Below are 25,138 nucleotides of genomic sequence, written 5' to 3'. Positions count from 1 at the left end.
AAAGCGGACTTTTTACAACCTCTATAAGAGGATACTATAAAAAAAAGCTTGGGGCTCATTGTCCCAAGCTTTCTTGTCCTGTTCATACTCGCATTTTTCCGTTCACTGTGCTATTACTCGGCCTTGTTCAAAGCTTCATATAGGATTGCGAGGTTGCGCTCTAATTTGCTGACAAGCTGCTTGCCTACGTTCTCCTGTATAAGGCCAGCCCGAACGGCAAAGTCCACTTGCCGAGAAAAACCATACATCTGCGTGTCCAGCACTTCCTCATAGAGAGGGCAGTAACGCGTCGCCAAGTTCTCCATCTGAACTTGAATGAGCTTCTCTATTTGATGCGCCTCATCTTCAAGCAAAGCGAGCGCTTTGTCATTAATCTGTTGTACCACATTCGACGAAGACATGCCTGATTTCCCCCCTATGACTTGAAGTCACGATTGTTCTATTTCTAATATTAGACGATCATGACTTGTAACACAAGATGCTCGGCAAACTTCTGTGATCATTCGCACAACTTGGATATACAAAAGAGCCGGAACGGAGTCGTTCCGGCTCTACTTGTTATTCAGCTACTACTGTAACGTTTAATCCATGTTTAGCGAATACTTCAGCCATTGCCGCCTTCGCTTCATCGACATCAGGGCCGTGTACGTGAAGCTCATACGCTTGGTTGCCTACGAGGGTCGTAAACAGACCAAGAATGCTCTTTACATCAATGTATTTGTTGTCGGCTTGCAACACAATCGAAGATCTGAATTTGTTGGCTGTTTGCGAGATTTCCACAATTGCTGAGTTATTGGACATCGAAATCCCTCCGTCATCGAATGAATCTTGTCAATACTACCATTCCATCATACCGTGAATGAGATGCTGGGCGCAAGATATAATCCGCTTAAAACGCCAGCAAATTTAGACTACTTCAAATGTTCGGGATTCAAGCACTCCAGCTCCGAAGTGACAAACCGCCCGTCTTTGCGCACGAGCACGTCATCAAAGTACATTTCGCCTCCGCCATACTCCGGTCGCTGAATAAGCACCAGATCCCAGTGGATGGACGAACGATTGCCATTGTCCGCCGTTTCATACGCTTGTCCTGGAGTGAAATGAATACTGCCAGCAATCTTTTCGTCGAACAAAATATCTTTCATCGGGTGCAAAATGTAAGGATTGACGCCAACCGCAAATTCCCCGATGTGACGCGCGCCTTCATCTGAATCCAGAATATCGTTCAGACGCTTCGTATCGTTGCTCGTCGCTTCCACAACTTTGCCGTTTTCAAAGCGGAACTGCACATTTTCGAACGTAAAGCCATTATAAATGGACGGCGTATTGTAGGATAACGTCCCGTTAATCGAATCACGAACCGGAGCGGTATATACTTCTCCATCCGGTATGTTGCATTGACCGGAGCACTTGATCGAACCGATACCTTTAATGGAGAACGTCAGATCCGTGCCCGGACCAACCAAGCGCACTTTGTCTGTACGATCCATCAACGTCTTCAGCGCATCCATCGCCTTGTCCATCTTTGAGTAGTCCAAGTTGCACACATCAAAATAGAAATCTTCAAACGCTTCCGTTGACGTGTTGGCCAATTGAGCCATCGATGCGTTCGGATAACGCAGCACGACCCACTTCGTGCGCTTCACACGCTCTTCCATATGTACGGGATGGGAATAGATCGCTTCGTATAGTTTCATTTTATCTTTAGGCACATCCGCCAGCTCGTTCGCGTTTTCTCCTGCACGAATTCCAATATACCCCTGCATATTTTGCATACGCAGCAAGTCGTACTCTGCCCATGTTTCCATCTGCTCTTTCGTAGCGTTCATCAGCATGGACCGGAGCACAGCACGATCTGTCAACTGCACGAACGGACGGCCGCCGCGCTTCGCAATCTCATCTACTACTAATTTAACCAGTTCTCGTTCCGAGCCAATCATCTCAACCAATACGTTTTCTCCCGGTTGCACATCAATAGAATATCCAACCAAGTTTTTTGCCAGCTGTTCCAATCGCGGGTCTTTCATGTTACGTTCCTCCTCGGTCGGTATAAAATAAAACGAACCTTTCTCATTGTAACATGATGGTACAGGGAAGTCAGCGCATTCGCGAGTACTCGTTATCGCCATATACCATTTACCGATAGCTGAACCGGGACTTCACATGAATTGTCTCTTTCCTCGGCTGTTCTTGTTCCGTATAAAAAGCGGTAATCCATCCCTCCATATAAGCAGGCAATGATTGGCGCCGCTCCACCCATATCATATATTTTGCTTGCACCTTCGCTGCTTTCAGCCGTTTTTGCAGTTCTTGCCGCCCTTCATGTGCGATAGTCGTCAGCTTCGCCTCAAGTTGTTGCCGCTCACGCTGACTGAGCGATGTCTTCACTTGATTGAGTTGCACATTAGGAATAACTAAGCGGTTGAAGTCTTCTTCAATTTGGGCGGAATAAATGCGTTTGGCGTCTTCGTCGGAAAGTATTACTTCCAGCGGGATCAGATCTTTTGCTTGCATGCCCAGAGCTTCAGGCACCTTCGATGCACCGCTTTCCACAGATGCTCCCTGTGCTGTCACATGAGCTTGTGACAGACGTTCGACCTTCTTCTGCGAAGTCATTCTCAGCTCATCCAGCTGCTTTAGCGGATTCCATCGTTTCTCTGTCGTCGTGTGTTCCACTTGCGGACTGAGACGCATGTAAATCCCTTTATGCTGCCGAACTTCTCCTTCATAGCGGAACTGCTTCGTGACGATCATGTCTTCTCCAACCCGAAGTTCAGCTTCTCCGTCAAAGCGAAGCTGGTCTTGACCAGCCATCCCGCTTAACGCTCTGTCCAGCAGCACATTCGGTGGCGTCTTTGAGGGCGGGAGACATCCCGTACCCGATGTCACCAACAGAATGGAAGCTAGCGTCAAAATCGTTGCTCGCTTCGTTCTTTCAAATCGAGGAAATCTGTGTAGCATGTGCCTCCACCCTTCATCATTCGTAAAGCTACATTTCTATTGCGCTCTAAACAATTCACGATGTTATGCCGAAATAAGAAAGAGATGGGTCATGACCCATCTCTACTATCGTCTCACACACGATTTGGCTTTATGCATATGAATTGCTGATGCGAATCTGGTTACGCCCGCTGTTCTTCGCTTGATAGAGGGCCATATCGGCACGATAGAACAGCGATTCGACACTGATTTTCTCGTCCTGCCAATTCCACTCCGCAATGCCGCAAGACACGGTAACCTGCGGATTGGTCTCATTTGCGACACGCGAACGAATCCGTTCAGCAACACGTATCGTCTGGCTGACATTGAGCTGAGGCAAATAGATGGCGATTTCTTCTCCGCCCCATCGTGCAGCGATATCCGTTTCACGAATGGAGGTGCGGATAATTTGACTGACTTGATTTAATATTTTATCACCGATTTGGTGTCCATACGTATCATTGATTTGCTTGAAATAATCGATATCTACAATAATGAGCGAACCGCAAAAATCGCTCTTTTGTTGCCGGTCAATTTGTTTGTCCAAATAATGGCGCGCATACAGACCTGTCAGCTGGTCCTTATTCGCCAAATGCTTTACGCGCGCGTGCAGCGTCGCATTGGCGATTGCAAGCCCGATGTGCGTAGCAAGCATTTGCAGCAATTTCAAATTATCATAGGTGAAAAATTGCGGTCGCTTGTCCGCCAGCACAACAATGCCTACCATTTCACCGCTGCCGAACAGAGGGGCGGCAATAACGGAATGGAGGCCAAGCTTCTCAAAAAAATGCATACGTGTCGGCGATTGATCTCTACTGTCGGACACGATAACGGAATCCCGCATCGAATACATATATCCAAATAATCCTTCATCTGACGGGAAATGCGAACCGTCAAATTCGTCCAAGTTGCACGACACAACCTCAAAACGCTTCTTATCATCATTCAACTGCAGCAGCACGCAAAATTCCGCCTTGAATACCCGCAGCAATTCGTGGGTCGCATCATGGAATACATCACGCAAGCGCAAGCTCTGGTTAATTCGTTTGGTCAAATCATTAATAAAACGCAATTCCTGTATCACTTCGTTCGATTGTTCATGCAGCCGCGCGTTCTCAAAGGCAGTGCCTGCCGTTTCGACGATGAGCTGAATCAACTGAATGTCTGACGGATCGGGTGACACCATCGGAAAACTTATCTTAAGCACTCCGTATGAGCCTTGCTTGCCGCACAGAGCGAATGCCACTTCTGTACGTTCGCCTGTATCGGAACGGCGGTAACATAATTCCCCCTTCATAAAGGCTTCCATGACAATCGGGTCGCTCCACGGCTTGAATAACAGCGTCTTCACTTTCGGATTCACGCTGCTATGATCCTGTGATAAATACACTTCAATGCCAGCTTCCGGCACAAGAAGCTCTACGCTCTTCATAATTTGCGATAAGACCGCATCCACATCGATACGATCATGCATGTGGCGAATAACATGATAAAAGACATCGCGTCGTTTGGATTCGCGCTCCACTGCACGCTGTGTGTAGATAAGTTCTTCAATAAACATATATTCAAATCTGCGATAGAATTGAGCTCGCAGTGTGTGCACCCATACTTCTAACAACGCTTCGGGACTATCGACAGAAGGCTTGTTCAGCCGGCACACAGCGACCGCAAAGCAGTCTTGTCCCAATCGTAACTTCAATGGGCAAGCGGCATAGCGACTGCTGTCTGTTCCTACATACATGACGGTTCGCTTCTCGCGCAGGGAACACTCCGCGGCTTCGCGTGCGTCGTCATGATGCTGCAATTCGCAATCGCCGGCAATCCACTTGCCGGTATAGTCGTAAAGCGCTATATCACCCTGAACAACGAGCGAATGCGTGGGCAGATCTTCACGCCAATCTTCGTATGCAGTCTGCAGCAGCGATTCGATATACGGGAAATCATGTACGGTGATATCGCGCTGCAGCAACCAGCCGTCTAACTCTGGGTGTCGATCACGACGCTCGCAATCGAGTTCGAAAGGATCGTTCGAGTCTTTGACGGTAGTTTCTGATTCAATTTGCTGGTGGTGGAGTTGACGTTCCGTCATCCTCTTCTCCTTCTATAGAAAGGTTAGTCTCCAACTATCATACAATATTTTTCAATTAAAATGTACTAAATCAACATAACCTTCGAAACTTTTTAGGTCATAAGAACTATGTCGAACGATGCACCCTTTTGCTGAAGATATTTGTCGAACGATTGATTTTTGAAGCATGGGCAATTCAAACTTGACATATAGCTGCTTCTTCTTATAATATTATGTGATGTATATGGGAGAAGCTGTTGTGTCACCCTCACGAATTTCATCGCCGGCCGAGCTGCGGCTGAAACCTCGTGTCGGAGCTGCACTTTTTTGCAGCGTTGCATGAAATTCGGCGCAAAGAGACCCCACAATCTAAATTCGATTGAGAAGGAGTCAACTTTAATATGGCACGTTACACAGGTCCTAAATTTAAATTAAGCCGTCGTCTCGGAATCTCTCTGAGCGGCACAGGCAAAGAATTGAAACGCGCGTATCCTCCAGGACAACATGGTCCAGGACAACGCAAGAAATTGAGCGGTTACGGTGTTCAATTGCAAGAAAAGCAGAAGCTCCGCCACATGTACGGCTTGGGCGAGAAGCAATTCCGCAACTTGTTCAACCGCGCAACCAAATTGCCGGGTATCCCGGGTGAGAACTTCATGTTCTTGCTTGAGAGCCGTTTGGACAACTTGGTATACCGTCTTGGTTTCTCCAACTCTCGTGCAGGAGCTCGCCAATTGGTAGCTCACGGTCACGTAACGGTGAACGGCAAGAAGGTCGATATCGCGTCCTACCTCGTATCTACTGGTGACGTTATCGGCTTGCGCGAAAGAAGCCGTGGTTTGAAAGTGATTAAAGAGGCGATCGAAGGCCGCCATCACTTGCCGAACTACTTGGAATTCAATGAAGCTGCTGTAGAAGGCAAATATGTACGTTTGCCTGAACGCGGTGAATTGTCCCAAGACATCGATGAAAAACAAATCGTCGAGTTGTACAGCCGATAAGATTATCGCGTGCAAGACGACAATCGCCATCCTTTGCAGGGTGGCGATTTTTTTGCGTTATACTAGTGCGCAATGGCATAATTATCTGCTCAGTATCATTCTTGGTCCCCCACATCATACGTGTATCTCGTTAGACCTATGAGGGCAAGTTGCTGAAGTTCGCACCTGGGACGCTTCACGATGAGAAAACCTCTACTGAGGCTTTCGAAGATGAGCGACCGCGTGTATAGGTGGATTTTATCGCCAAAAGGAATGTTTGCTTCGCTTTAACGCTTCACGGAATTTTAATATTCCTTATTGGTCAAAAGGGTGCTTTTACGAACAACCTTTCATAGGGTTTTCATCCTGTCATCGCGCACAAGAGTCACCGTCACTCTATCCTGCCCGAAGAAGGGATGTCCTTTCGCATCTTCTACCTACCCTCCCCGTCATTCAGATAGTAACTTCCACCGCGGTGTGACCTCTCACATCTTCTATCCACTCTCCCCATCATTCAGATGTCAAACTTCAACCTCGGTGTAACCTTTCTCATCTTCTGCCCACTCCCCCCATCATTCAGATGACACCTTCCACTGCGGTTGTGCACAGCCTCAGAGATTGAGCCAGAGGAGGGAGCCAAGAAGGGCACACTATCATGAACATGTGCATCCTTATTCTGACCAAGAGGGAGGGTGACGCGAAGGAACAATGACGAGATAGCTTGCCTCGATTCAGCGGTTAAAACAAAATGAACGCCTTCAAATACAGGTAGATAGCTTGACTGTGGAGTTCGCGTTCTCTCATATAGAGACCAATCCGGACGCAGTGAATCCATTCTGCACGGAAGTGCGGCTTCATTCCATGACCATGCTAGTGGTTGGTGTGCTCTGGTGCCGACACATGTGACGCTCGTAATCATCTTTTTACTCCTGCGCTCATCAATTTGCAAGGCTGAATCGGGCCGGAATACGACCTGAAGCATAGGTCATTAGACCTTGTCGCACCGCCTGTTTAACGCCTACAATCCGCTAATAAAAGTGACATCTACCCAATCAAATTTTATGGTATAATGGAAAGCGCTGCAATTATTAAGGAGGAAAAAATGCATGGTTGAGGAGAAATTGACGGAGAATGACGAGCAACCGACGAGGAAAAGGTCGATTGGTCGTCGAATTTGGTCCGTTATAAAGTGGCTCATGCTGTTCGGCCTGCTATGCGGCTTGTTCGTTGGTGGTGCAGGCGCCGGTTACGTCACGTCCTTAGTCAAGGATGAACCGATTCGCCCGCGCGAATTGATTGAGCAGAAAATTCAGGAAAATGCCGTTACGGGCTTTGTCTATTTCAATGACGGCACTCAAATCGGACAACTGCGCACCGAGGAAGACCGACGACCCGTCTCCTTGAATGAAATACCGCAATCCGTCATCGATGCTTTAATCGCAACCGAAGATAATCGCTTCTTCGAACATATGGGCATTGATATTAGAGGTCTATCTCGTGCTGTAATGCAAAAGGTCCTGAGACGACCTGTACAAACAGGAGGCAGTACGCTCACACAGCAATTGGCAAGACGAGTATTTCTTAATTTAGACCGTACCGATAGCCGTAAAGCCAAAGAAATCCTATTATCTTTGCGCATGGAACGCGTCCTGTCTAAGGAAGAAATAATTACAGCCTACTTAAACAAAGTACCGTTTGGAAACGGTTCGACAGGGTATAATCTGTATGGAATTAAAGCGGCAGCCAAAGGAATTTTTAACATTGATAAATTGGATCAACTCAATATTGCACAGTCCGCCTATTTAGCCGGGCTTCCGCAGCTTCCTTCCGCTTATTCCGCGTTCAACGGGAAGGGCGAACCGAACGAGAAAGGGTTAACCCGTGCTATAGAACGCCAGAAATTAGTACTCAAGCGCATGCTGGAGGAACACAAAATTACGCAGCAGCAATATAACGAAGCCGTGGCGTTCGACATTCGCGCCTCGATTGCGAAACCCAAAGAGAAAGCTTATGCTACATACCCTTATCTGATGCTGGAAGCAGAGCGCGCTGCGGCCGAAGTTCTCTTGCTTCAACAAAATCCGGGACTCACCAAAGCGGATCTGCGCAAGCGCGAGAACAACGAGCTGTTGCAGAATGCGCGTGAGCAGCTGCTTCGTGGCGGATATTTGGTCTACACCACGATCGACAAAGACATATACAGCTCAATGAAGCGCGTCTCGAACAATAAGGACAACTTCTCCCCTACTAGCGATACGAAGGGCGAAGAGCAGGTGGCCGCGCTTATGCTCGATCACCGGACCGGGGCCATTCTCGGCATGATTGAAGGCCGTGATTTCTATCTTGAGCAGATGAACTTTGCCACGCAGATGCTGCGTCAGCCGGGTTCTACCATGAAGCCGCTCGCCGCATACTTACCGGCGATTGAAGAAGGCAAGGTGCAGCCTGCCTCAATACTGGACGATGCGCCGATGGTGCTGAAGGACGGCTCGAAGGGCTACCACATCCCGGGCAACGCCACCGGCCGCTATCAAGGGCTAGTGACCGCACGTGATGCGCTAAGCCAATCGCTGAACTTGCCGGCGCTCAATATTTACATTGAGAAGCTCGGCGTGAAGAAGGCGCTTGACTTCGTGCAGAAGCTCGGTATTACAACTATTCAGCCGGAAGACTATTATGCACAGACAGGCGTAATCGGCGGTCTGCGCTATGGGGTTACGGTCGAGGAAATTACCAATGCATTCGGAGTCATCGCGAATGAAGGTGTTTTTAATGACGCTTATTTGATTTCAAAAATTATGGACTCCAAAGGGAATATCGTGTATCAGCACAAGGCAGAGCCGCAAAAGGTCGTCTCGAAGCAGAGCGCCTACCTGATGACGGATATGATGAAGTCAGTCATCTCCGGCCCAAGAGGTACGGCCCGACGCGTCAAATCTGAGTTCAATCAATATGGTTCGGTCGAAGTCGCGGCCAAGACCGGTTCGACGCAGAACTATGCGGACACGTGGTTTGTCGGATATACGCCTGACGTCACGATGGGCGTCTGGGTCGGATATGATCAGCCGATTCACGTCTTGAACCGCAGTGCCTATTCACGGTCAACCGAGATCTGGTCAAAAGTGATGAACGAAGTGACGAAGGCAAAACCTGAATTGTTGAAGACAAAGGAATTCAAGCGTCCGGACGGCATCGTAAGCATGACGGTATCCGGATACAGCGGCAAGCTGCCAGACGAATTAACACGTCAAGCCGGCCGCTATGTGACCGATATTTTCAACCGCAAATATATACCGACAGAAAAAGAAGATGTGCTCGTACGGGCGAAATACATCACCTATGACGGTGTGAATTACATTCCGCAGGAGAACACACCAGATGATATGACGCGTGAGAAGGTCGTTATTAAGCGCGAGAAGCCGATTCAAGAGCTTATCGAGGAGTTGAAGAAGGCGCTCGGCCACTTGTCTTCCAGCAGCCGTCGTCGCTCATTATCAAGCTATTTGCCGGAAGATGCCACTTCGGATGCGCCAGCGAAGGTTGACCCGCGCAAAGACGATGGGAAAGCACCTACGGCTCCGGGGAATCTTAATGTGGAAGCACCCGGGGATGGGACGGTGCGCATCAGCTTCTCCCCAAGCGGCAGTTCTGACGTCGTCGGTTATAGGCTGTATCGCTCGTTAAACGGCGGAGCGTTCCAGCGCGCTGAAGGAACGGTGCTGACAGGCGATGAGACGCGGTTCAAAAATTACGTATCTTCAGGCAAGCAATACGGGTTCTATGTGACCGCTGTTGATGTCGGCGGCCATGAGTCCACACCGTCAGCGACTGTTCAATGGGGAGACGGCGTGCCTATCGAGCCGAACAATCCTCCCGAACAGACCGGTCAGGGAGAGGGTGTGCCTGATACTACCGATCCGACGCAGACCGATGACGGAGAGACGTCTGACAACAGCGGATCGACAGACAATAGCAGCGATTCCACCGGTACCGAAGAACCACCGGCAGCAGCCGGACCTCCGGGCACACCGGGTGGACTCCAATCCTCGTTGACGGACATGGGGGTAAAGCTTTCTTGGAAAGCTTCCTCCAACAATCCAAGCGAGTACCGTGTTTATTTCAGTTCGAGCAGCAGCGGCACCTTTGAGCATATCGGTTCTTCTCCAACACCAGGGTTCGAACTGATTACAATGACGCCTGAAGGCTGGTATCGAGTATCCGCAGTGAACGGTGCTGGAGAATCCGAACCAACCGCTTCTGTCAAAGTTCAGTAACGGAAGATTGATTCCCTTACACAGTGCAAGAGGACAGGGTGCAATTTGCAGCCCTGTCCTCTTTTTTTATTGAGGTTGTTCAAAAACCCCCTTTTGATCTCGCACTTATATAACAAAATTCTGACGTTGAACCAATCGTTCCAGATGCATTGTCAGAAATCCGATCTCCTCCGCAGGCACGGGCTTCTTCAGTCCGTCCGCAATCGCTCCAGCCAGCATGATTGCTTGTTCGTACGCATCTTCATATTCCTCGCGAATCTGAACCAGCAGTGAATTATTCAAGGTCTTTCCTGCCTTCACTCTGTCAATCAACCCTTTTACATGTCCGATAAACAGTATGGTAGAAAGGGATTCATCAAAACGGATGCCTATCTTTTTGCCTTCTTCCAGCACCTTAGAAATGATCTTGATTTCAGAAACGGCATGTCCGCCCTTCTCGCTCCGTCTTGCCCCGTGAAAATGCATCGCGAGAAAGGCTACCTCATCAGGCGGCAGATCGACCTCAAGCTGCTCGTTCAAATAATCAATCGCATGCTCCGCAACGCGATATTCATCCCGGTATAAATGCTGAATTTCAAACGTGAACGGATTGCGAATGAAGAGACCGCGCTTCGTGCGCTCAATCGCCAAATTAATATGGTCCACTAACGCAGAGTGAATCGTTTCGGAGAAATCGCCCTCCAAATGCCCTTGAGCAAAGGCGATCACTTCCTCTACGACTCCGATAATCTTGAAATCAACAGCATTCAATATATGCTCATAGTGTTCCAGAACTGCAGAGGTTTGCAACAAAAATTCCTGTTTGATGTCAGCCTCATTGACGGGCATGCCCGGTTTTCTCTGGAATCCGATCCCCTTGCCAAAAGCGATGGAGTTCTTACCCGTTGACAGCTTGGTCATGACAACGTTATGAGATAGGATATGAACAATTTTACGTTCAATCATTTGATTCCCCCTCCATCTAATCCAAGAAACGTCCACCCCACTCTATGCCACTCCTATGCACTACCCATTGATATATGCGGCTACGCCAAGTCTTTGCTCTATTTTTTCACGCAAAATATCGGAATCGGTTCCCATAATAATATGAACATGTCCTTTCGCTACCCGCATGAATCCAAATGCCCCCAACATCAATAGTCCCGCTTCATCCACTTTCGCATCGTCCCACAGCTGCAGCCTCAGTCTAGTAATACAGGCATCCACTGAACGAATGTTGCTCATCCCACCGACACAACCGATAATTTGCTCGAGCTTGCTCTCCATCTCATCAGATAGCAGTCCTGTCGGCTGAACCGCTTCATGCAGCGCTGTCTCGCGTCTTCCTGGCGTCTGTAGATGAAATACTTTAATGGCAAGGGAAGCCACGGTGTAATACAGCCCGAAGTAAATGAGCCCCAACAAGAGGAGCAGCCACATATGGCGACCATTCGTCCACGTGATGACCATATCGATAAACCCGGCCGAAAATCCGAAGCCTGCCCGAATATCAAGCCAGGAGGTCAGCATCATTGAAACCCCAGTGAACACTGCATGGATGGCATACAACAAAGGAACGGTCAGCATGAAGGCAAATTCCAGCGGCTCGGTAATGCCCGTCAAAAAACTCGTTAACGATGCGGTGAGCATAATCGATGCGATGCGCTTGCGTTCCTCTCGATGTGCCGCGTGGACGATGGCCATAGCGTAGCCTGGAAGTCCGAACATCATGACAGGGAAGAAGCCTGCCATAAAGAGACCGGCCGTCGGGTCGCCCGCGTGGAATCTCCACATATCGCCACGAATGATGCTGCCTGCTGTAGTCGTGAATTCGCCAAGTTGAAACCATGCGATATTGTTCAAAATATGGTGCAGTCCCGTTGGGATGAGCAAGCGGTTCAATATGCCGTAAATCCCCGCCCCCCATTCACTGGACGTCATCGCCCCCGTGCCCACTTCTCGGATCAATTGCTGCACTGAAGGCCAGATGAAGCCCACTCCGACCCCGACGACGACCATGATGAGCGAAGTAATGAGCGGAACAAACCTTTTTCCGCCGAAAAATCCTAAGGCCTCCGGCAGTTTAACCTGATGAAATCGTTGATACAGCCATGCGGCAAGTCCGCCGCAAAGCATGCCCCCAAGCACGCCAGTATCGAGCTCTGCAGCGGCCCCTGTCTCGAAATGCTTCAGCACATTTGTAAATACGAAATAGCCTACCGCCGCCGCCAACGCAGCCACACCTTGACCGGAAGTCAATCCAATCGCCACGCCGATGGCAAAAAAAATGGGCAAGTTCCCAAAAATGGCATCGCCCCCTAACTTGCAGACGCTGGCAACCGCCGCAAGCCAAGGGGTCTCAAATTGAAATTCTCCGATTCGAACCAAGATCGACGCCGCGGGAAGTACTGCAATCGGTATCATGAGCGAACGCCCGATCTGCTGCATACAAGACATCAATCTCATGCTCCGCACCTACTTTAAGAGGTTGTTCAATAAGTCCCCTTTTGATCGCGAAGTATCCCAAGATGCGGTTCAACATCGAATCTTGCATTCACTCTCGAAGTCCGATGCTCATGTAGTTTCGCCTACACTCCGCTTCTCCTTCTTCGAGTTCTTGCAACCTTCTTGGCGCTGAAAAGGGGCCCTTTTGATCTCGCACTTTAGTTCACATTATTTCACAGCTCCCACCATCATGCCGCTCGTAATCTGTCTTTGGAAAATCGTATATAAGATAAGAACCGGCACGATGGACAACAGCAGTCCTGCAAACAAGGCTCCCCACTCCGTGCGGTATTGCATTTCGGCTTGCATGACCGCAATACCGACAGGAATGGTATACTTGCCAGGATCGTTCACAAGCACTGTACCGATAATATATTCGTTCCAAATGTTCAATACGTTCATCATGCCAACCGAAATAATTCCCGGCTTGGCGAGCGGAAGCATGATGCGAAAAAAAACGCCGTAATGGGAGCTTCCATCGATCGAAGCCGCTTCATCCAATTCTTTGGGTAGCGATTTGAAAAATCCTACGAGCACAAATATGCCGAAAGGTAAATTAATCGCTGTATAAACGAAACTAAGACCAAACAACGAATTATCTAGCCCTAGATCCGATAACAGGAAAAACAATGGAATCAATCCTAATATAAGTGGAATCATCATGCTGGCTAAGTAGAGGTTATATAGGGCAAGGCTGCCGCGAAACGGAAAACGCGCAATGATGTAAGAGGTTGTCGATGCCAACAATAACGCCAGCACCGTACTCACAGTCGTCACCAGGAGAGAATTCATAAAGTACGTTCCTAAATTGTAATTGTTCCAAACGTTCGCGAAGTTGTCCCAGCGAAACGGCCAGTCCGGCAGGCTCCACGGTGCTTTGAGCATAAATTGTTGATTGCTCTTCAACGAGCCGAGAACGGTCCATATAAGCGGATATATGACGCAGATGCTCCACACCGCCATCAATGCGTAAAGCAACCAACGTATGACTGGGTTGTTGCGCTTATGCTGCCATGCAGATTGCATATAGGTCCCCCCTTCTGTACGCTTATTATTAGAGGTTGTTCAAAAAGCCCCCTTTTGATCACGAAGCACCCCAAGATGACATTCGGCATCGAATCTTGCATTCACTCTCGAAGTCCGGTGCTCATGTAGTCTCGCCTACACTCCGCTCCTCTTTCTTCGTGTTCTTGCAACCTTCTCGGTGCTGAAAAGCGACCCTTTTGAACGCTTATTATTAGAGGTTGTTCAAAAAGCCCCCTTTTGATCACGAAGCATCCCAAGATGACATTCGGCATCGAATCTTGCATTCACTCTCGAAGTCCGGTGCTCATGTAGTCTCGCCTACACTCCGCTCCTCTTTCTTCGTGTTCTTGCAACCTTCTCGGTGCTGAAAAGCGACCTTTTTGAACGCTTATTATTTGAGGTTGTTCAAAAAGCCCCCTTTTGATCACGAAGCATCAGGCTAATTCCACCACATCTCTGCGCATGAGGCGCTGCAAAGCCAAAGTCGTAATTAATGACAAAATAAGAATAAGGACGCCGATAGCGGAAGCATAGCCGAAATGGTATTGACGGAATCCCATCTGATATAAGTAGGAGCCCATTACCTGTGTCGAATTATCCGGTCCCCCTTCCGTCATCATCCATACGATCACGAAGGAGCCGTTCAGCGTCGTCATGACGACCCACAAGATCGAGACTTTAATCTGCTCCCATGCAAGCGGCATCGTAATCCGACAAAATTGCTGCCACTCTTGCGCGCCATCGATGCTCGCCGCCTCGTACAAATCTTTTGGAATGTTCAATATTGCCGCGATGACGAGAATCATAACAAATCCAATTCCTGCCCAAATCGAGGGCGGCAGAAGCATCCATATTGCAAGCTTTGTATCGCCGAGCCATGGCGTCTGCACGTTCTCGCTCGTAAATAAGGATAGAAATGAATTCAAAAATCCGATACTCGGATTGTAAATGTAATTCCACAGCACCCCGATGACAACTACGGATAATATGTTCGGAATAAAAAAGACAGATCGGAAAAATACGGTTCCACGCAGCCGAAACCTCGTCAATACGACGGCGAACAATACACCAAGTCCGACAATGCCGATCACTTTCCAAAACACGAGGAAGTAGTCATTTACAATCGCTGTGCCGATAATCGGATCATTCAGCATCTCTTTATAATTGTCGAATCCGATGAAGTTTTTCGTCTCTGAGCCGCCGGACCAATCGGTAAAGCTGAAGTAGAGCCCGTGAAAGATCGGATATATCATAAATAAGCAAAAAAACAGCAGCGTCGGTACGGTGAACACGAACATGAACATGTTTCGTTTCTTCTTCCAAGTGAAACCGCGGGGCGCTTCCGGCTTAACCGGCACGCCTAGAACAGGTGGCGTACTGTTCACGTGTGTCTCCCTCCATTTCACATTGTATTGGGAAGGATGCATGCGGCGAATGGCCACACACATCCGTTTCTTTGCGCATACGCCTCATCTTTACCGTTATTTCCGCACCTTCGCTGCCGCTTTCTCCATTCGATCCATCCATTCTTCTGGCGTAATGCTGCCGGTCATAAGCGCGAGCGTAGAATCTTGCTTCACCTTGTCGACATCCGCATTCAGCTGCACGTAAGGCGCTACGATCGTATTGTCAGAACCATAAAATTTCATCGCTGACTTCACGAGGGCGCTTGCATTGGAATTGTCGAGATCTGCCTTCAGATTGCCGAGAGCTCCGGTCTGTTCCGCCCATGTAATAGCTGACTGCTTCGTGAACAAAAATTCCAGGAAGGCTTTCGCCGCCGCAGGATTTTTCGCTTTCTTCGCAATGCCGACCGTTGCTGTAAACGGTATCGCAATATGTTTGCCGCCTGCTGGCTGTGTAATCGAAGGTATGAAACCGAATTCAAAACCTTGCGGCACATCTTTCTGCATTTCATTTTCTAACCAGAGACCGTTCGGTATAAATGCATTCTTATGCTGGAGGAATAGCATCTGCGAGTCGATGTGATTGATCGGTGCTGAGGCTGGATCAATGATGCCGGCATCCCTCATTTGAACCATTTGCGCCAACGCTTTCTTTACGGGGTCACTCTTGAAGATACCTTCTTTTAATGCTGCCATATCGAGTAAAATCGACGTATCGTCATTGTTGTTCACGACAAACGCCGAATCCAGAATGCCACCGTGGAAATAGTACGGATATTTCCCTGTGTAGATGAGCGGCGCATTCACTTTGCCGGAATCTTTAATCTTCTTCGACTCGCTCAAGAAGCTGTCGAAATCTTTCGGCTCGGTCCACCCATTATCGGCAAATAGCTTTTTGTCGTAGAACACACCCCAAGAACCAAACACGAATGGAAGCGTGTAAATTTTACCGTCGTATTCAATCGGCTTCAACAGAAGCTCATCCTTAATGATATTGTCATCCGCGTTTTTGGCATCCTTATAATAATCGGTTAAATCCATCAATTGATCGTCAAGCACCATTTGCGTCGCATTCGATCCCGCACCATCAATGTATACGAAATCAGGAGGGTTGCCTTGAATCCAGCGTGGTTTCATCTGATCATTGATTTTAGAACCAGCCGATTCCTTAATTTTCACGTTCGGGTATTTCTTTTGGAATTCCGCCAAAATCATCTTCCAGCCTTGATCGCCGTAGCCGCCTACAAAATATTGGATTTCAAAATCGCCCGACACTTCATCATTGCCTTGATCGGTGTTCTCCTGCTTCGACTCCTCTTTCTGCATGGTCTCCGTGCCGCTGCCGTTGCTGCTCGCCGTTTCATTCGTCTTGCTGCCGGAATTGCAACCTGCTGCCATCATCACGACCAGCACGCATATGATGAGCAGCCTCAGGGAGTTGCCCCAAGTGGGACGCTTTGCGTTCATATCGATTACCCCTCTCCAAATTAGAAGTAAAGCAAGCGAAAACAGCGGAACGACAAAAAGGGCATACGTTAAGAAGGCAGTCACATAGCGACTGAACTTCCATAACGAATGCCCTTGCGGTAACATGTTATGTCCATTCTTCTGTACTTGTCGTTTCGCGTTGCAAATTCGCTTCGCTACTGGGATAATATCCCACAATTATGAATTTGTCAACACTTTATAGAACGAGTGCGGAACATTAATCTTCAATCGTAGACAGGTCTCCGGTCGGCAGGCTCAGCTCCCATGCCTTCAGCACACGGCGCATTATCTTACCAGAACGTGTCTTTGGCAATTTGTCCTTGAACTCGATTTCCCGCGGTGCGGAATGAGCGGACAGCCCCTGTTTGACGAATTGGGCAATCTCCGCTTTGAGCTCGTCGGAAGGCGTATACCCTTCGCGCAAGGAAATGAATGCCTTGATGATCTCCCCGCGAATCGGATCCGGCTTGCCGATGACACCGGCTTCCGCCACAGCTGGGTGCTCCACCAGCTTGCTCTCGACATCGAATGGACCGACTCGTTCTCCAGACGTGTTGATGACGTCATCGACACGACCCTGGAACCAGAAGTAGCCTTCTTCATCCATATACGCGGAATCCCCGGAGATGTACCAGCCGGAGAAGCGGAAATATTCTTCGTACTTGGCTGGGTTGTTCCATACTTTGCGCATCATCGCCGGCCATGGCGTGCGAATCGCCAGGTTGCCCATGCGATATGGCGGCAGCACGTTGCCTCGATCGTCGAGAATAGCCGCTTCGATCCCCGGCACAGGACGCCCCATCGAGCCCGGCTTGATAGGCATGGCAGGATAATTGCATATCATATGCGCGCCCGTTTCCGTCATCCACCACGTGTCGTGAATGCGATGGTTGTATGCTTTCATCCCCCAGCGCACCACTTCCGGATTCAGTGGCTCGCCTACGGACAACACATGGCGCAGGCTGGACAAGTCGAAGTTCGCGATGACGTCGTTGCCAGCGCTCATCAGCATGCGGAAAGCGGTAGGCGCGCTGTACCACACCGTCACTTTATATTTTTCAATCGTGCCGTACCAGTCCTGAGGACTGAAGCGCCCGCCGCGAACGACGTTAGTAACGCCGTTCAGCCATGGGGAGAAGATGCCGTAGGCCGTGCCTGTGACCCAACCTGGATCGCCCGTACACCAGTAGATGTCATCCTCCTTGAGATCCAACACGATCTTCCCTGAATAAGCTTGTTGAATCATCGCATTCTGGACATGATAGACACCCTTCGGCTTGCCAGTCGAACCGGATGTATAATGCATAATAAGGCCGTCTTCCCGCTCCAGCCATTCGATGTCCGCTTCTTCCACTGCATCGGCCATCTCAGCATGGAAATCGATCAGTCCGTCGCCGGTCTGCACATCGTTGCCGACCACGATGACATGTTTCAATTGGGGCAGTTCCTCGCGCTTCACACGTTGAAGCAGCGTTGACGTCGTGACGATCGCTACCGCGCCGCTGTCCTCCAGCCGATCTTTGACGGCAGTCTCCATAAATGCCTCGAATAATGGCCCTACAACCGCCCCCACCTTCAATACGCCCATAAAGCTAAAATACAGCTCTGGCGTACGCGGCATAAAGATAAAGACGCGGTCACCCTTCTGGATGCCGTGTTTACGCAATACATTCGCGAATTGATTCGTCTTGCGGCGCATGTCATCGTATGTGTATGATTCATCCCGCTCCGCATCGCTGTAATGAAGCGCCACCTTGTCTCCGCGTCCATTCGCGGCATGGCGATCGATCGCTTCATACGCCATGTTTACTTTTCCCGTGTCATACCAAGAGAATTGCTTCTCCACGTCTTCCCAATTAAAATTCCCTGCCCAATTTTCATAGCTCTGCATATTCGGGTTACTTGCTGATGCAGCAATGATTTCTCCTTGCACGTTACTCATAGTCGTTTCATCCTCCTATTTCTTTCCCTTCTTTATTGGTAGCTTCAGCCATCAGACGATTTCAGACGATGCAATAAAACCGCTTTCAGAAAGCTGTAATTCCAAGGACGATGATGTCGTTCGTGCTGTCAAGGGGAGATTCCATGAATTTTATGGCAAAATTATTATATCACATGCAAACCTTTTCGCCTATTCTTTTCCTTTTCAAAGCACCCTTTTTTTGCTATAACGATAGGATAGAGACGAAAGGAGCTGCTAGGTGTGGAACATCGAAAATGTTATCACGCGCAAATCATTCCTCATGAGGAACGCATCGTTGTGGTTGAAGGACCCATTCAGCCTGAGGCGCTGCGCACCTTAAGCATGCATGCCGATTTGAACGCGTTCCGAAGGCCGAAAGAACAGCATCAGGCGCTCATCGAAATTGCGGAACTGCCAGAAGGGCGCATCATTATTGCACGTGACGGACAGACGATCGTAGGCTATGTCACGTTTCATTATCCCGATGAGCTGGAACGTTGGTCCGAAGGAAATATGGAAGATTTAATCGAGCTCGGCGCCATCGAAGTGGCAAATGACTATCGTTCTCTAGGATTAGGCAAAAAGCTCATCATCACCGCATTTGAAGATGATCAATTGGAAAGCTATATCGTATTTACGACCGAATATTATTGGCATTGGGATATGGAAGGTACGGGGTTGAGCGTATGGGACTACCGAAAAATGATGGAAAAGCTGATGCAGTCGGTCGAGATGATATGGTATGCGACTGACGATCCCGAGATTTGTGCCCACCCTGCCAACTGTTTGATGGTACGTATCGGAAAGGACGTGCCGCTCGATTCAAAGGAACAGTTCGATCGCGTCCGTTTTAGACAACGGTTCATGTATTAGAGGTTGTTCAAAAATCCCCCTTTTGAACACGAGCATCTCAAGATGTTATTCGGCGTCGAATCTTGCATTCACCCTCAAGAGCTTATTCTTCCGGAGTATGTTTCCTTTGGAAACATTTCAGGTGCTCATGTAGCCTCATCTACACTCCGCTCCTCCTTATAAGTTTTGCGGAGCAAAACCCACTTCGGAAGCATACGCTTCGGGTTCTTGCAACCTTTTCGGTGCTGAAAAGTGGCCTTTTTGAACACGCACTACTAATTGTGTTGCATGCGTTTTTGCGCTTAGAACTGCCTCTATTAGTTTGTATGAGAGGGATGGATATCAGATGTCAGGAAATGCTCTATACTTCATGCACAATGATTCCCTCCGCTATCGCTTTCACGCCGATCATCCATTCGATCAGCAGCGGGTCGTGATGACGAACGACCTTCTCTATCATGCCGGAGCTTTGCACGAAGCGCAAATTATCCGGCCCAAGGGAACCCTCGCTGAGTGGGAGCGATGGCTGGGATTAATTCACCGTGATGATTATATTGAAACGGTGAGGCGGCTCAGTGACCCTCGTCCCCATCTGGAGTGGACGTCACGGGCAGATAAATACGGGCTGCATACAGAAGATACCCCCTACTTCCCCGGAATGCATGACGCCGCTTGCGCCATTGTAGGAGGTTCTATCGCGGCATGTGATGCAGTTATGTCGGGACAAGCCGCACACGCCCTTCATTTGGGCGGAGGGCTTCACCATGCGTTTGGGGAGAAAGGCGCAGGCTTCTGCGTCTACAACGACGCCTCCGTTGCCATAGCCTGGCTGCGCAAGCATTATGGCGCGCGCATCCTATATATCGATACGGATGCTCACCATGGAGACGGTGTGCAATGGTCGTTCTATACGGACCCGGATGTCTTTACTTACTCTATTCACGAAACGGGAAAATATTTATTTCCCGGGACCGGCTTCGTGCATGAGCGCGGGGCGGGAGAGGGATTCGGCGCCTGCGTCAATGTTCCGTTGGAACCGTATACAGAGGACGAATCGTGGCTGCAATGCTTCAGGGAGACCATTCAACAGGTTGCCCGCTCGTTCAAGCCCGATATGATCGTCAGTCAGCACGGCTGCGACGCGCATGCGCTGGATCCGCTGTCACACATGCACTGCAGCATGCGGATTTACGCGGAGATGCCGCGACTCATCCATCAGCTGGCGCACGAGTATTGTGACGGAAGATGGGTCGCTCTTGGCGGCGGCGGCTACGAAATATGGCAAGTCGTTCCGCGCGCGTGGAGCCTGCTCTGGTTAGAAATGAACGAAGACCCGCTGCGGCTGCTGTTAGAGAATGAACCACTGCACCAATTGCCTGTCCCGTGGGTCACCCATTGGTCACAGAAATCTCCTATGCCCCTGCCGGGGACATGGCTTGATGACGTCGAGAGCTGGGTCCCAATGCCTAGACGGAACTTCATTGAGGAGCGCAATGCTCATGTGAAGAATCTGGCGCTGGAATATGTGCGCTAGAACTGACTCGAGAATGAAGTCCTTCAACTACCAGCGGGATTGAAATAGGCCGTTGACATACGCTTGCTCCATCCTTCTCTACGAGGAGGGCTATGAGATGCGCAATATCAACGGCCTGCTAGTTGTAAAGTTCAATTGCTCGTGTTACACGACGATTTCCTTGACCATGCTTTCCACAATTCGATAAGAATGCTCAGAAGCCTCAACCGTAAATTCTGCAAAATTCACATGCGCTGAGCCGTCTGCTTTATCTGACATAGAGCGAATGACAACAAACGGAACTTGGTTAATAAAGCATGCTTGCGCTACAGCCGCGCCTTCCATTTCCGTGCACGCGGCACCTTCGAACGTCTCGTACAGCTCCCGCACCTTATCCCGGCTCGCGATAAATTGATCGCCCGACAAAATCAAGCCCGTCTGGTAGCGGCCTGGGAAATGCTCCTCACATACGCGTTCAGCCAACTGCATCAGCTTCGGGTCAGCCGCAAATTGCGACGTCTCCTGGAACGGTATGACACCTGGCGCAAACCCCAGCGCCGTCACATCCATATCATGATGCATGCACGCCGTTGAAATGACGATATCCCCGATGTTCAGCTCTGGATGAACCGCACCGGCTACTCCGGTGAACAGCACCGTCTTCGTGTGAAAGCGGTCGATGAGAACTTGTGTCGTAATGGCTGCATTAACCTTCCCTACTCCGGACTTGCAAATGACGACGCGCTTGCCAAATAGACTGCCTTGAAAATAACGCAGCCCTGCCACTTGAATTTCCTCAATCGGTTGCGCGGCTTTCAGCAGCAATTCAATTTCTTCGTCCATGGCGCCGATAATGCCAATGGCAGCTTCCATTGCCATACCCATTCCTCCTCTTATGTCTCGATAAATACATGCTCACACAAAAAGCCCCATCGTCCTGGGGCTTCTGTCCTGCAACTAGGCAGTGTGCTATTCGTTCACTTGGCTTACCGACAGACGAAGAATCGTCTCATGCGGCAAGATGACGCGTGAATTGTCTACGTTCTCTTTCTTCATCAACTTCGTTAATAAACGCATGGCTACGGCACCAATATCATACATTGGCTGTGCAACTGTAGTCAGTTGCGGACGTACCATGGAGGCCATACGAATATTATCGACACTAATGACGGAGAAATCATCCGGCACCTTCAGGTTGGCATCTTGAATACAGTGGATTGCACCGATGGCCATCTCATCTGTTGCCGCAAAAATGGCAGTCGGGCGCTTCTTCAAGCCAAGGAAATACTTCATCGCTTCGACACCGGATTCATAACGATAGTTACCGATTCGAACCAAGTCTTCCTTATACTCGATTCCTGCACCTTCCAGTGCTTTCTTGTACCCTTGGAACCGGGCAAATCCGTTAGCCGGATCTTGAAGCGTGCCGCTAATCATCGCAATATCACGATGGCCGTGGCGAATAAGTGTATTCACCGCGTCAAAAGCCGCCGCCTCATGATCGATATCGACTGACGGAATAATACCATTCTCATCTGTCGTTGCACAAAGCACAATTGGCACGGATGCGGTGCGGAAGGCCTGAATGTGGTCTTCCGTGACAACGCCGCCCATAAATAAGAGCCCGTCCACTTGTTTCTCCAAGAGCGTATTGATAACACGTATTTCCTTATCCTTCTTCTTATCCGCGTTGCACAAAATGATATTGTAATGATACATATTCGCAATATCTTCAATACCGCGCGCGACTTCAGCAAAGATGGAATTGGAAATATCAGGAATGACGACCCCAACGGTCGTCGTCTTCTTGCTCGCAAGTCCGCGTGCGACCGCATTCGGGCGATAACCTAAACGTTCAATCGCTTCGTACACTTTTTTACGCGTTTGCGGCTTCACGTTCGGATTGTTGTTCACAACCCGGGAAACGGTGGCCATTGAGACGCCCGCTTCTCTCGCTACATCATAAATAGTTACCGTCACGATCCTTCTCTCCAATTACCGAAAATTTAATGCGAACATACATATTACATTCAATGATACGATATTTTCAGAAAATTCGCAATGTCACGGCCAAAACCGCCTTGATTTACCATAACTTACCTTTACATTGTCAAAACAGACTCCAACTTGTCGTATCGGATCGCATTATGTGAATCGTGCCAAGCGACTTCGCCATTCTTTAGTACAAGCACTTGAGGGGACTCATGCTTGATGCCGAGCTTCTCTGCACAAGCTAGGGACACATCACGGTTCTCCACGACGAGTATACGCCCGAACCCTACGCCCTTATTTCCATAGTCCTCCTCCACCTTCGCCATTTCTTCATCCGCCTGCGCGCTTATCGGACAGCGCGTGCTGTGCTTGAATAAGACTACGATTTGCTGTGAAGACAAATCGATGGCTTCCTGCAAATTTCCCAAGGAACTGACAGCTTTCATGCTTACCTCCTCCTGCTAACAATTTATCCGCTTACTTGAAAACAGCCAATCTGTATTCAAACTGATATCTATGGAACCTCTTAACTTATTTTAACCCTATATGGCTGTAAACTAAAACATGTAACTTGTTTTAATCTGCGCTGAAGGTCCATCATCCAGATTGTATCGTTGCATGTCTTCGCGATCAGATACAGATCAAGCAGTTGGTTGACGCGTTCATCCATCCGGCGTTCGAACACCGGCACCATATCGTCGCAACCGTCTTCTTCCACACATTCTGCCAGGACGCTGGATAATTCATGAACTTCATCAAATGACACCACGAGCGGTCCGTGCTGGGTGATATGCGAGTTGGCAGCGATTAGGCTCATACGATTTCGAATGAGTTCTGCAATCTCTTTCTTAACGAGCGACAGCAGTTCAGAACGTTCACAACTCGTACAAGTAAATACAGGAACACGGTGAATATGCACCGAACGCGCGTGTACAACGGTTCGTAGCGTTAAATCCATATAATGACCACAGGTACAACGTTTATACATACGGTCCACCCCTAATTATTCATGTTTTTGATGATGTTAATGAAGTTCGAACCCTAATGCTATAGCCTCTTACGCGTTATGATTAACGTATATTTCGACTTTGTCTTTCATTCTCCTTCTATGCAAAAAGATGTATTTTTTTACACAACTAGAAACCAACTGGAATGACAAAACATTTTTAACAATGATATAAATCACATTATTCTGATCGCTTTTAAATAAACATGTTAATTTTCATGACATTATGGTTAAATAGAAAGTAGAACGAACAACCCATACACGAGCAATGTAACCTATTGAAACCATCGTAGGTCATATATCGGAAAGACTCAATACACATCATTTGGGAAATAGGAACGGCTTATTGCGAAGTTGGGTAATAAGCTTCTCTGTACAAGATACGAAGGAGGGACAACATTCATGCGTTTAAGCGGAAAGCGAATCATCTCTTTTGTGGATGAAGAATTTGAAGATTTAGAATTGTGGTATCCGATATACCGCGCCCGTGAAGAAGGTGCTGAAGTGCATCTGGTCGGAGACGAGCCTGGTAAGACTTACATCGGGAAATATGGCGTGCCAGCAACTTCTAATTACGCATTTAAAGATGTCGATGCCAGCACCTACGACGGTCTGCTCGTTCCAGGAGGCTGGGCTCCCGATAAGCTGCGCCGCTATGAGGATGCATTGAACATCGTCAGACAGATGAACGAGGCTGATAAGCCGATCGGACAGATTTGTCATGCAGGCTGGGTTCTTATCTCTGCTAAAATTTTGCAAGGCCGTACGGTAACGTCGACTCCCGGCATTCGGGACGATATGGAAAATGCAGGCGCAACGTGGCTCGATCAAGAGGTCGTTATCGACGGCAACTTGGTATCTGCGCGCAGACCGCCGGATCTGGCAGCCTACGGCAAAGCGTTTTGTGATAAGATGGCAGAGAAATAGACTCGTAATAACAGGCCGAACCGGTGTCAGTACCGGAGGTTGAAAATGAAACAAATACGGGTGAAGGGTATGCGCTGGAGAGACCTGGCGATCGCCTTTGAATCCGAGTCATCCCCGCATAGTCTCATCTCAATGACTTGGATTCAACAGCGACGGAAGCGGATACCCCCACCATGATTG

Annotated in this window: 20 protein-coding genes; 5 read left to right on the top strand and 15 right to left on the bottom strand. The window is 48.9% G+C overall.

Features of this window, described 5'->3' with window-relative positions:
* Positions 1-113: 113 nt before the first annotated feature.
* The 5 genes from LQV63_RS01110 to LQV63_RS01090 all read right to left on the bottom strand — a co-directional run bounded on the left by LQV63_RS01110 (position 114) and on the right by LQV63_RS01090 (position 5,068).
* Positions 114-401, bottom strand: coding sequence for a YlaN family protein (locus tag LQV63_RS01110; RefSeq protein WP_019424840.1), 288 nt, complete (start codon positions 399-401; stop codon positions 114-116).
* 157 nt (positions 402-558) lie between these two features.
* Positions 559-801 carry an HPr family phosphocarrier protein gene (locus LQV63_RS01105; protein ID WP_019424839.1) on the bottom strand — a complete coding sequence of 81 codons (243 nt, stop codon included), beginning with the start codon at positions 799-801 and terminating at the stop codon, positions 559-561.
* A gap of 110 nt (positions 802-911) precedes the next feature.
* Positions 912-2,027: an aminopeptidase gene (locus LQV63_RS01100; protein WP_233695377.1), complete on the bottom strand. Its 1,116-nt coding sequence runs from the start codon at positions 2,025-2,027 to the stop codon at positions 912-914.
* 109 nt (positions 2,028-2,136) lie between these two features.
* Complete coding sequence (locus LQV63_RS01095) at positions 2,137-2,961, bottom strand: hypothetical protein (RefSeq protein WP_019424837.1); 825 nt, start codon at positions 2,959-2,961, stop codon at positions 2,137-2,139.
* A 130-nt stretch (positions 2,962-3,091) separates the two neighbouring features.
* Positions 3,092-5,068 (bottom strand): sensor domain-containing diguanylate cyclase, encoded by a 1,977-nt coding sequence (locus LQV63_RS01090; RefSeq protein ID WP_233695376.1) that lies wholly within the window; start codon positions 5,066-5,068, stop codon positions 3,092-3,094.
* A gap of 380 nt (positions 5,069-5,448) precedes the next feature.
* On the opposite strand from LQV63_RS01090, the gene rpsD reads away from it, so the two are divergent.
* Together rpsD and LQV63_RS01080 are read left to right on the top strand one after the other, a co-directional pair.
* On the top strand, positions 5,449-6,048 hold the full coding sequence (gene rpsD, locus LQV63_RS01085) for a 30S ribosomal protein S4 (protein WP_019424835.1): 600 nt from the start codon (positions 5,449-5,451) through the stop codon (positions 6,046-6,048).
* Between the two features lie 1,085 nt (positions 6,049-7,133).
* Complete coding sequence (locus LQV63_RS01080; protein ID WP_233695375.1) at positions 7,134-10,301, top strand: transglycosylase domain-containing protein; 3,168 nt, start codon at positions 7,134-7,136, stop codon at positions 10,299-10,301.
* A gap of 105 nt (positions 10,302-10,406) precedes the next feature.
* Here the strand turns inward: LQV63_RS01080 and LQV63_RS01075 are convergent, their stop codons facing one another.
* The 6 genes from LQV63_RS01075 to acsA form a co-directional block, all read right to left on the bottom strand.
* The gene (locus LQV63_RS01075; RefSeq protein WP_233695374.1) at positions 10,407-11,246 is read right to left on the bottom strand and encodes a PRD domain-containing protein; all 840 of its coding nucleotides are present in this window, start codon (positions 11,244-11,246) and stop codon (positions 10,407-10,409) included.
* 60 nt (positions 11,247-11,306) lie between these two features.
* Entirely contained in the window at positions 11,307-12,746 is a 1,440-nt protein-coding gene (locus tag LQV63_RS01070; RefSeq protein WP_233695373.1) for a PTS transporter subunit EIIC, read from the bottom strand.
* Between the two features lie 207 nt (positions 12,747-12,953).
* Positions 12,954-13,811, bottom strand: coding sequence for a carbohydrate ABC transporter permease (locus tag LQV63_RS01065; RefSeq protein WP_233695372.1), 858 nt, complete (start codon positions 13,809-13,811; stop codon positions 12,954-12,956).
* Between the two features lie 434 nt (positions 13,812-14,245).
* Positions 14,246-15,196, bottom strand: a complete 951-nt coding sequence (locus LQV63_RS01060) for a carbohydrate ABC transporter permease (RefSeq protein WP_233695371.1) — start codon at positions 15,194-15,196, stop codon at positions 14,246-14,248.
* A gap of 96 nt (positions 15,197-15,292) precedes the next feature.
* On the bottom strand, positions 15,293-16,684 hold the full coding sequence (locus LQV63_RS01055; protein ID WP_233695370.1) for an extracellular solute-binding protein: 1,392 nt from the start codon (positions 16,682-16,684) through the stop codon (positions 15,293-15,295).
* Positions 16,685-16,922: 238 nt separating this feature from the next.
* Complete coding sequence (gene acsA / locus LQV63_RS01050) at positions 16,923-18,647, bottom strand: acetate--CoA ligase (protein WP_019424828.1); 1,725 nt, start codon at positions 18,645-18,647, stop codon at positions 16,923-16,925.
* Positions 18,648-18,908: 261 nt separating this feature from the next.
* On the opposite strand from acsA, the gene LQV63_RS01045 reads away from it, so the two are divergent.
* Positions 18,909-19,541 (top strand): GNAT family N-acetyltransferase, encoded by a 633-nt coding sequence (locus LQV63_RS01045; RefSeq protein WP_019424827.1) that lies wholly within the window; start codon positions 18,909-18,911, stop codon positions 19,539-19,541.
* Positions 19,542-19,866: 325 nt separating this feature from the next.
* Entirely contained in the window at positions 19,867-21,054 is a 1,188-nt protein-coding gene (locus LQV63_RS01040; protein WP_233695369.1) for an acetoin utilization protein AcuC, read from the top strand.
* A 144-nt stretch (positions 21,055-21,198) separates the two neighbouring features.
* On the opposite strand, the gene LQV63_RS01035 is transcribed toward LQV63_RS01040, so the two are convergent.
* The 4 genes from LQV63_RS01035 to LQV63_RS01020 all read right to left on the bottom strand — a co-directional run bounded on the left by LQV63_RS01035 (position 21,199) and on the right by LQV63_RS01020 (position 24,013).
* Positions 21,199-21,906: a 5'-methylthioadenosine/adenosylhomocysteine nucleosidase gene (locus tag LQV63_RS01035; protein WP_026011397.1), complete on the bottom strand. Its 708-nt coding sequence runs from the start codon at positions 21,904-21,906 to the stop codon at positions 21,199-21,201.
* Between the two features lie 96 nt (positions 21,907-22,002).
* A complete protein-coding gene (gene ccpA / locus LQV63_RS01030; RefSeq protein ID WP_019424824.1) occupies positions 22,003-23,013 on the bottom strand; it encodes a catabolite control protein A in 1,011 nt (336 codons plus the stop codon).
* Positions 23,014-23,135: 122 nt separating this feature from the next.
* Entirely contained in the window at positions 23,136-23,471 is a 336-nt protein-coding gene (gene ytxJ, locus LQV63_RS01025) for a bacillithiol system redox-active protein YtxJ (RefSeq protein WP_233695368.1), read from the bottom strand.
* Positions 23,472-23,551: 80 nt separating this feature from the next.
* Entirely contained in the window at positions 23,552-24,013 is a 462-nt protein-coding gene (locus tag LQV63_RS01020; RefSeq protein ID WP_019424822.1) for a hypothetical protein, read from the bottom strand.
* Between the two features lie 420 nt (positions 24,014-24,433).
* Between LQV63_RS01020 and LQV63_RS01015 the strand changes: the two genes are divergently transcribed.
* Positions 24,434-24,958 carry a type 1 glutamine amidotransferase domain-containing protein gene (locus LQV63_RS01015; RefSeq protein ID WP_019424821.1) on the top strand — a complete coding sequence of 175 codons (525 nt, stop codon included), beginning with the start codon at positions 24,434-24,436 and terminating at the stop codon, positions 24,956-24,958.
* Positions 24,959-25,138: the final 180 nt, after the last annotated feature.

The organism is Paenibacillus profundus (assembly GCF_021369635.1).
Taxonomy (GTDB): domain Bacteria; phylum Bacillota; class Bacilli; order Paenibacillales; family Paenibacillaceae; genus Paenibacillus_B; species Paenibacillus_B profundus.
Note: the sequence above shows the minus strand (reverse complement) of the source record. Positions and strands in the feature narration are given on the sequence as shown.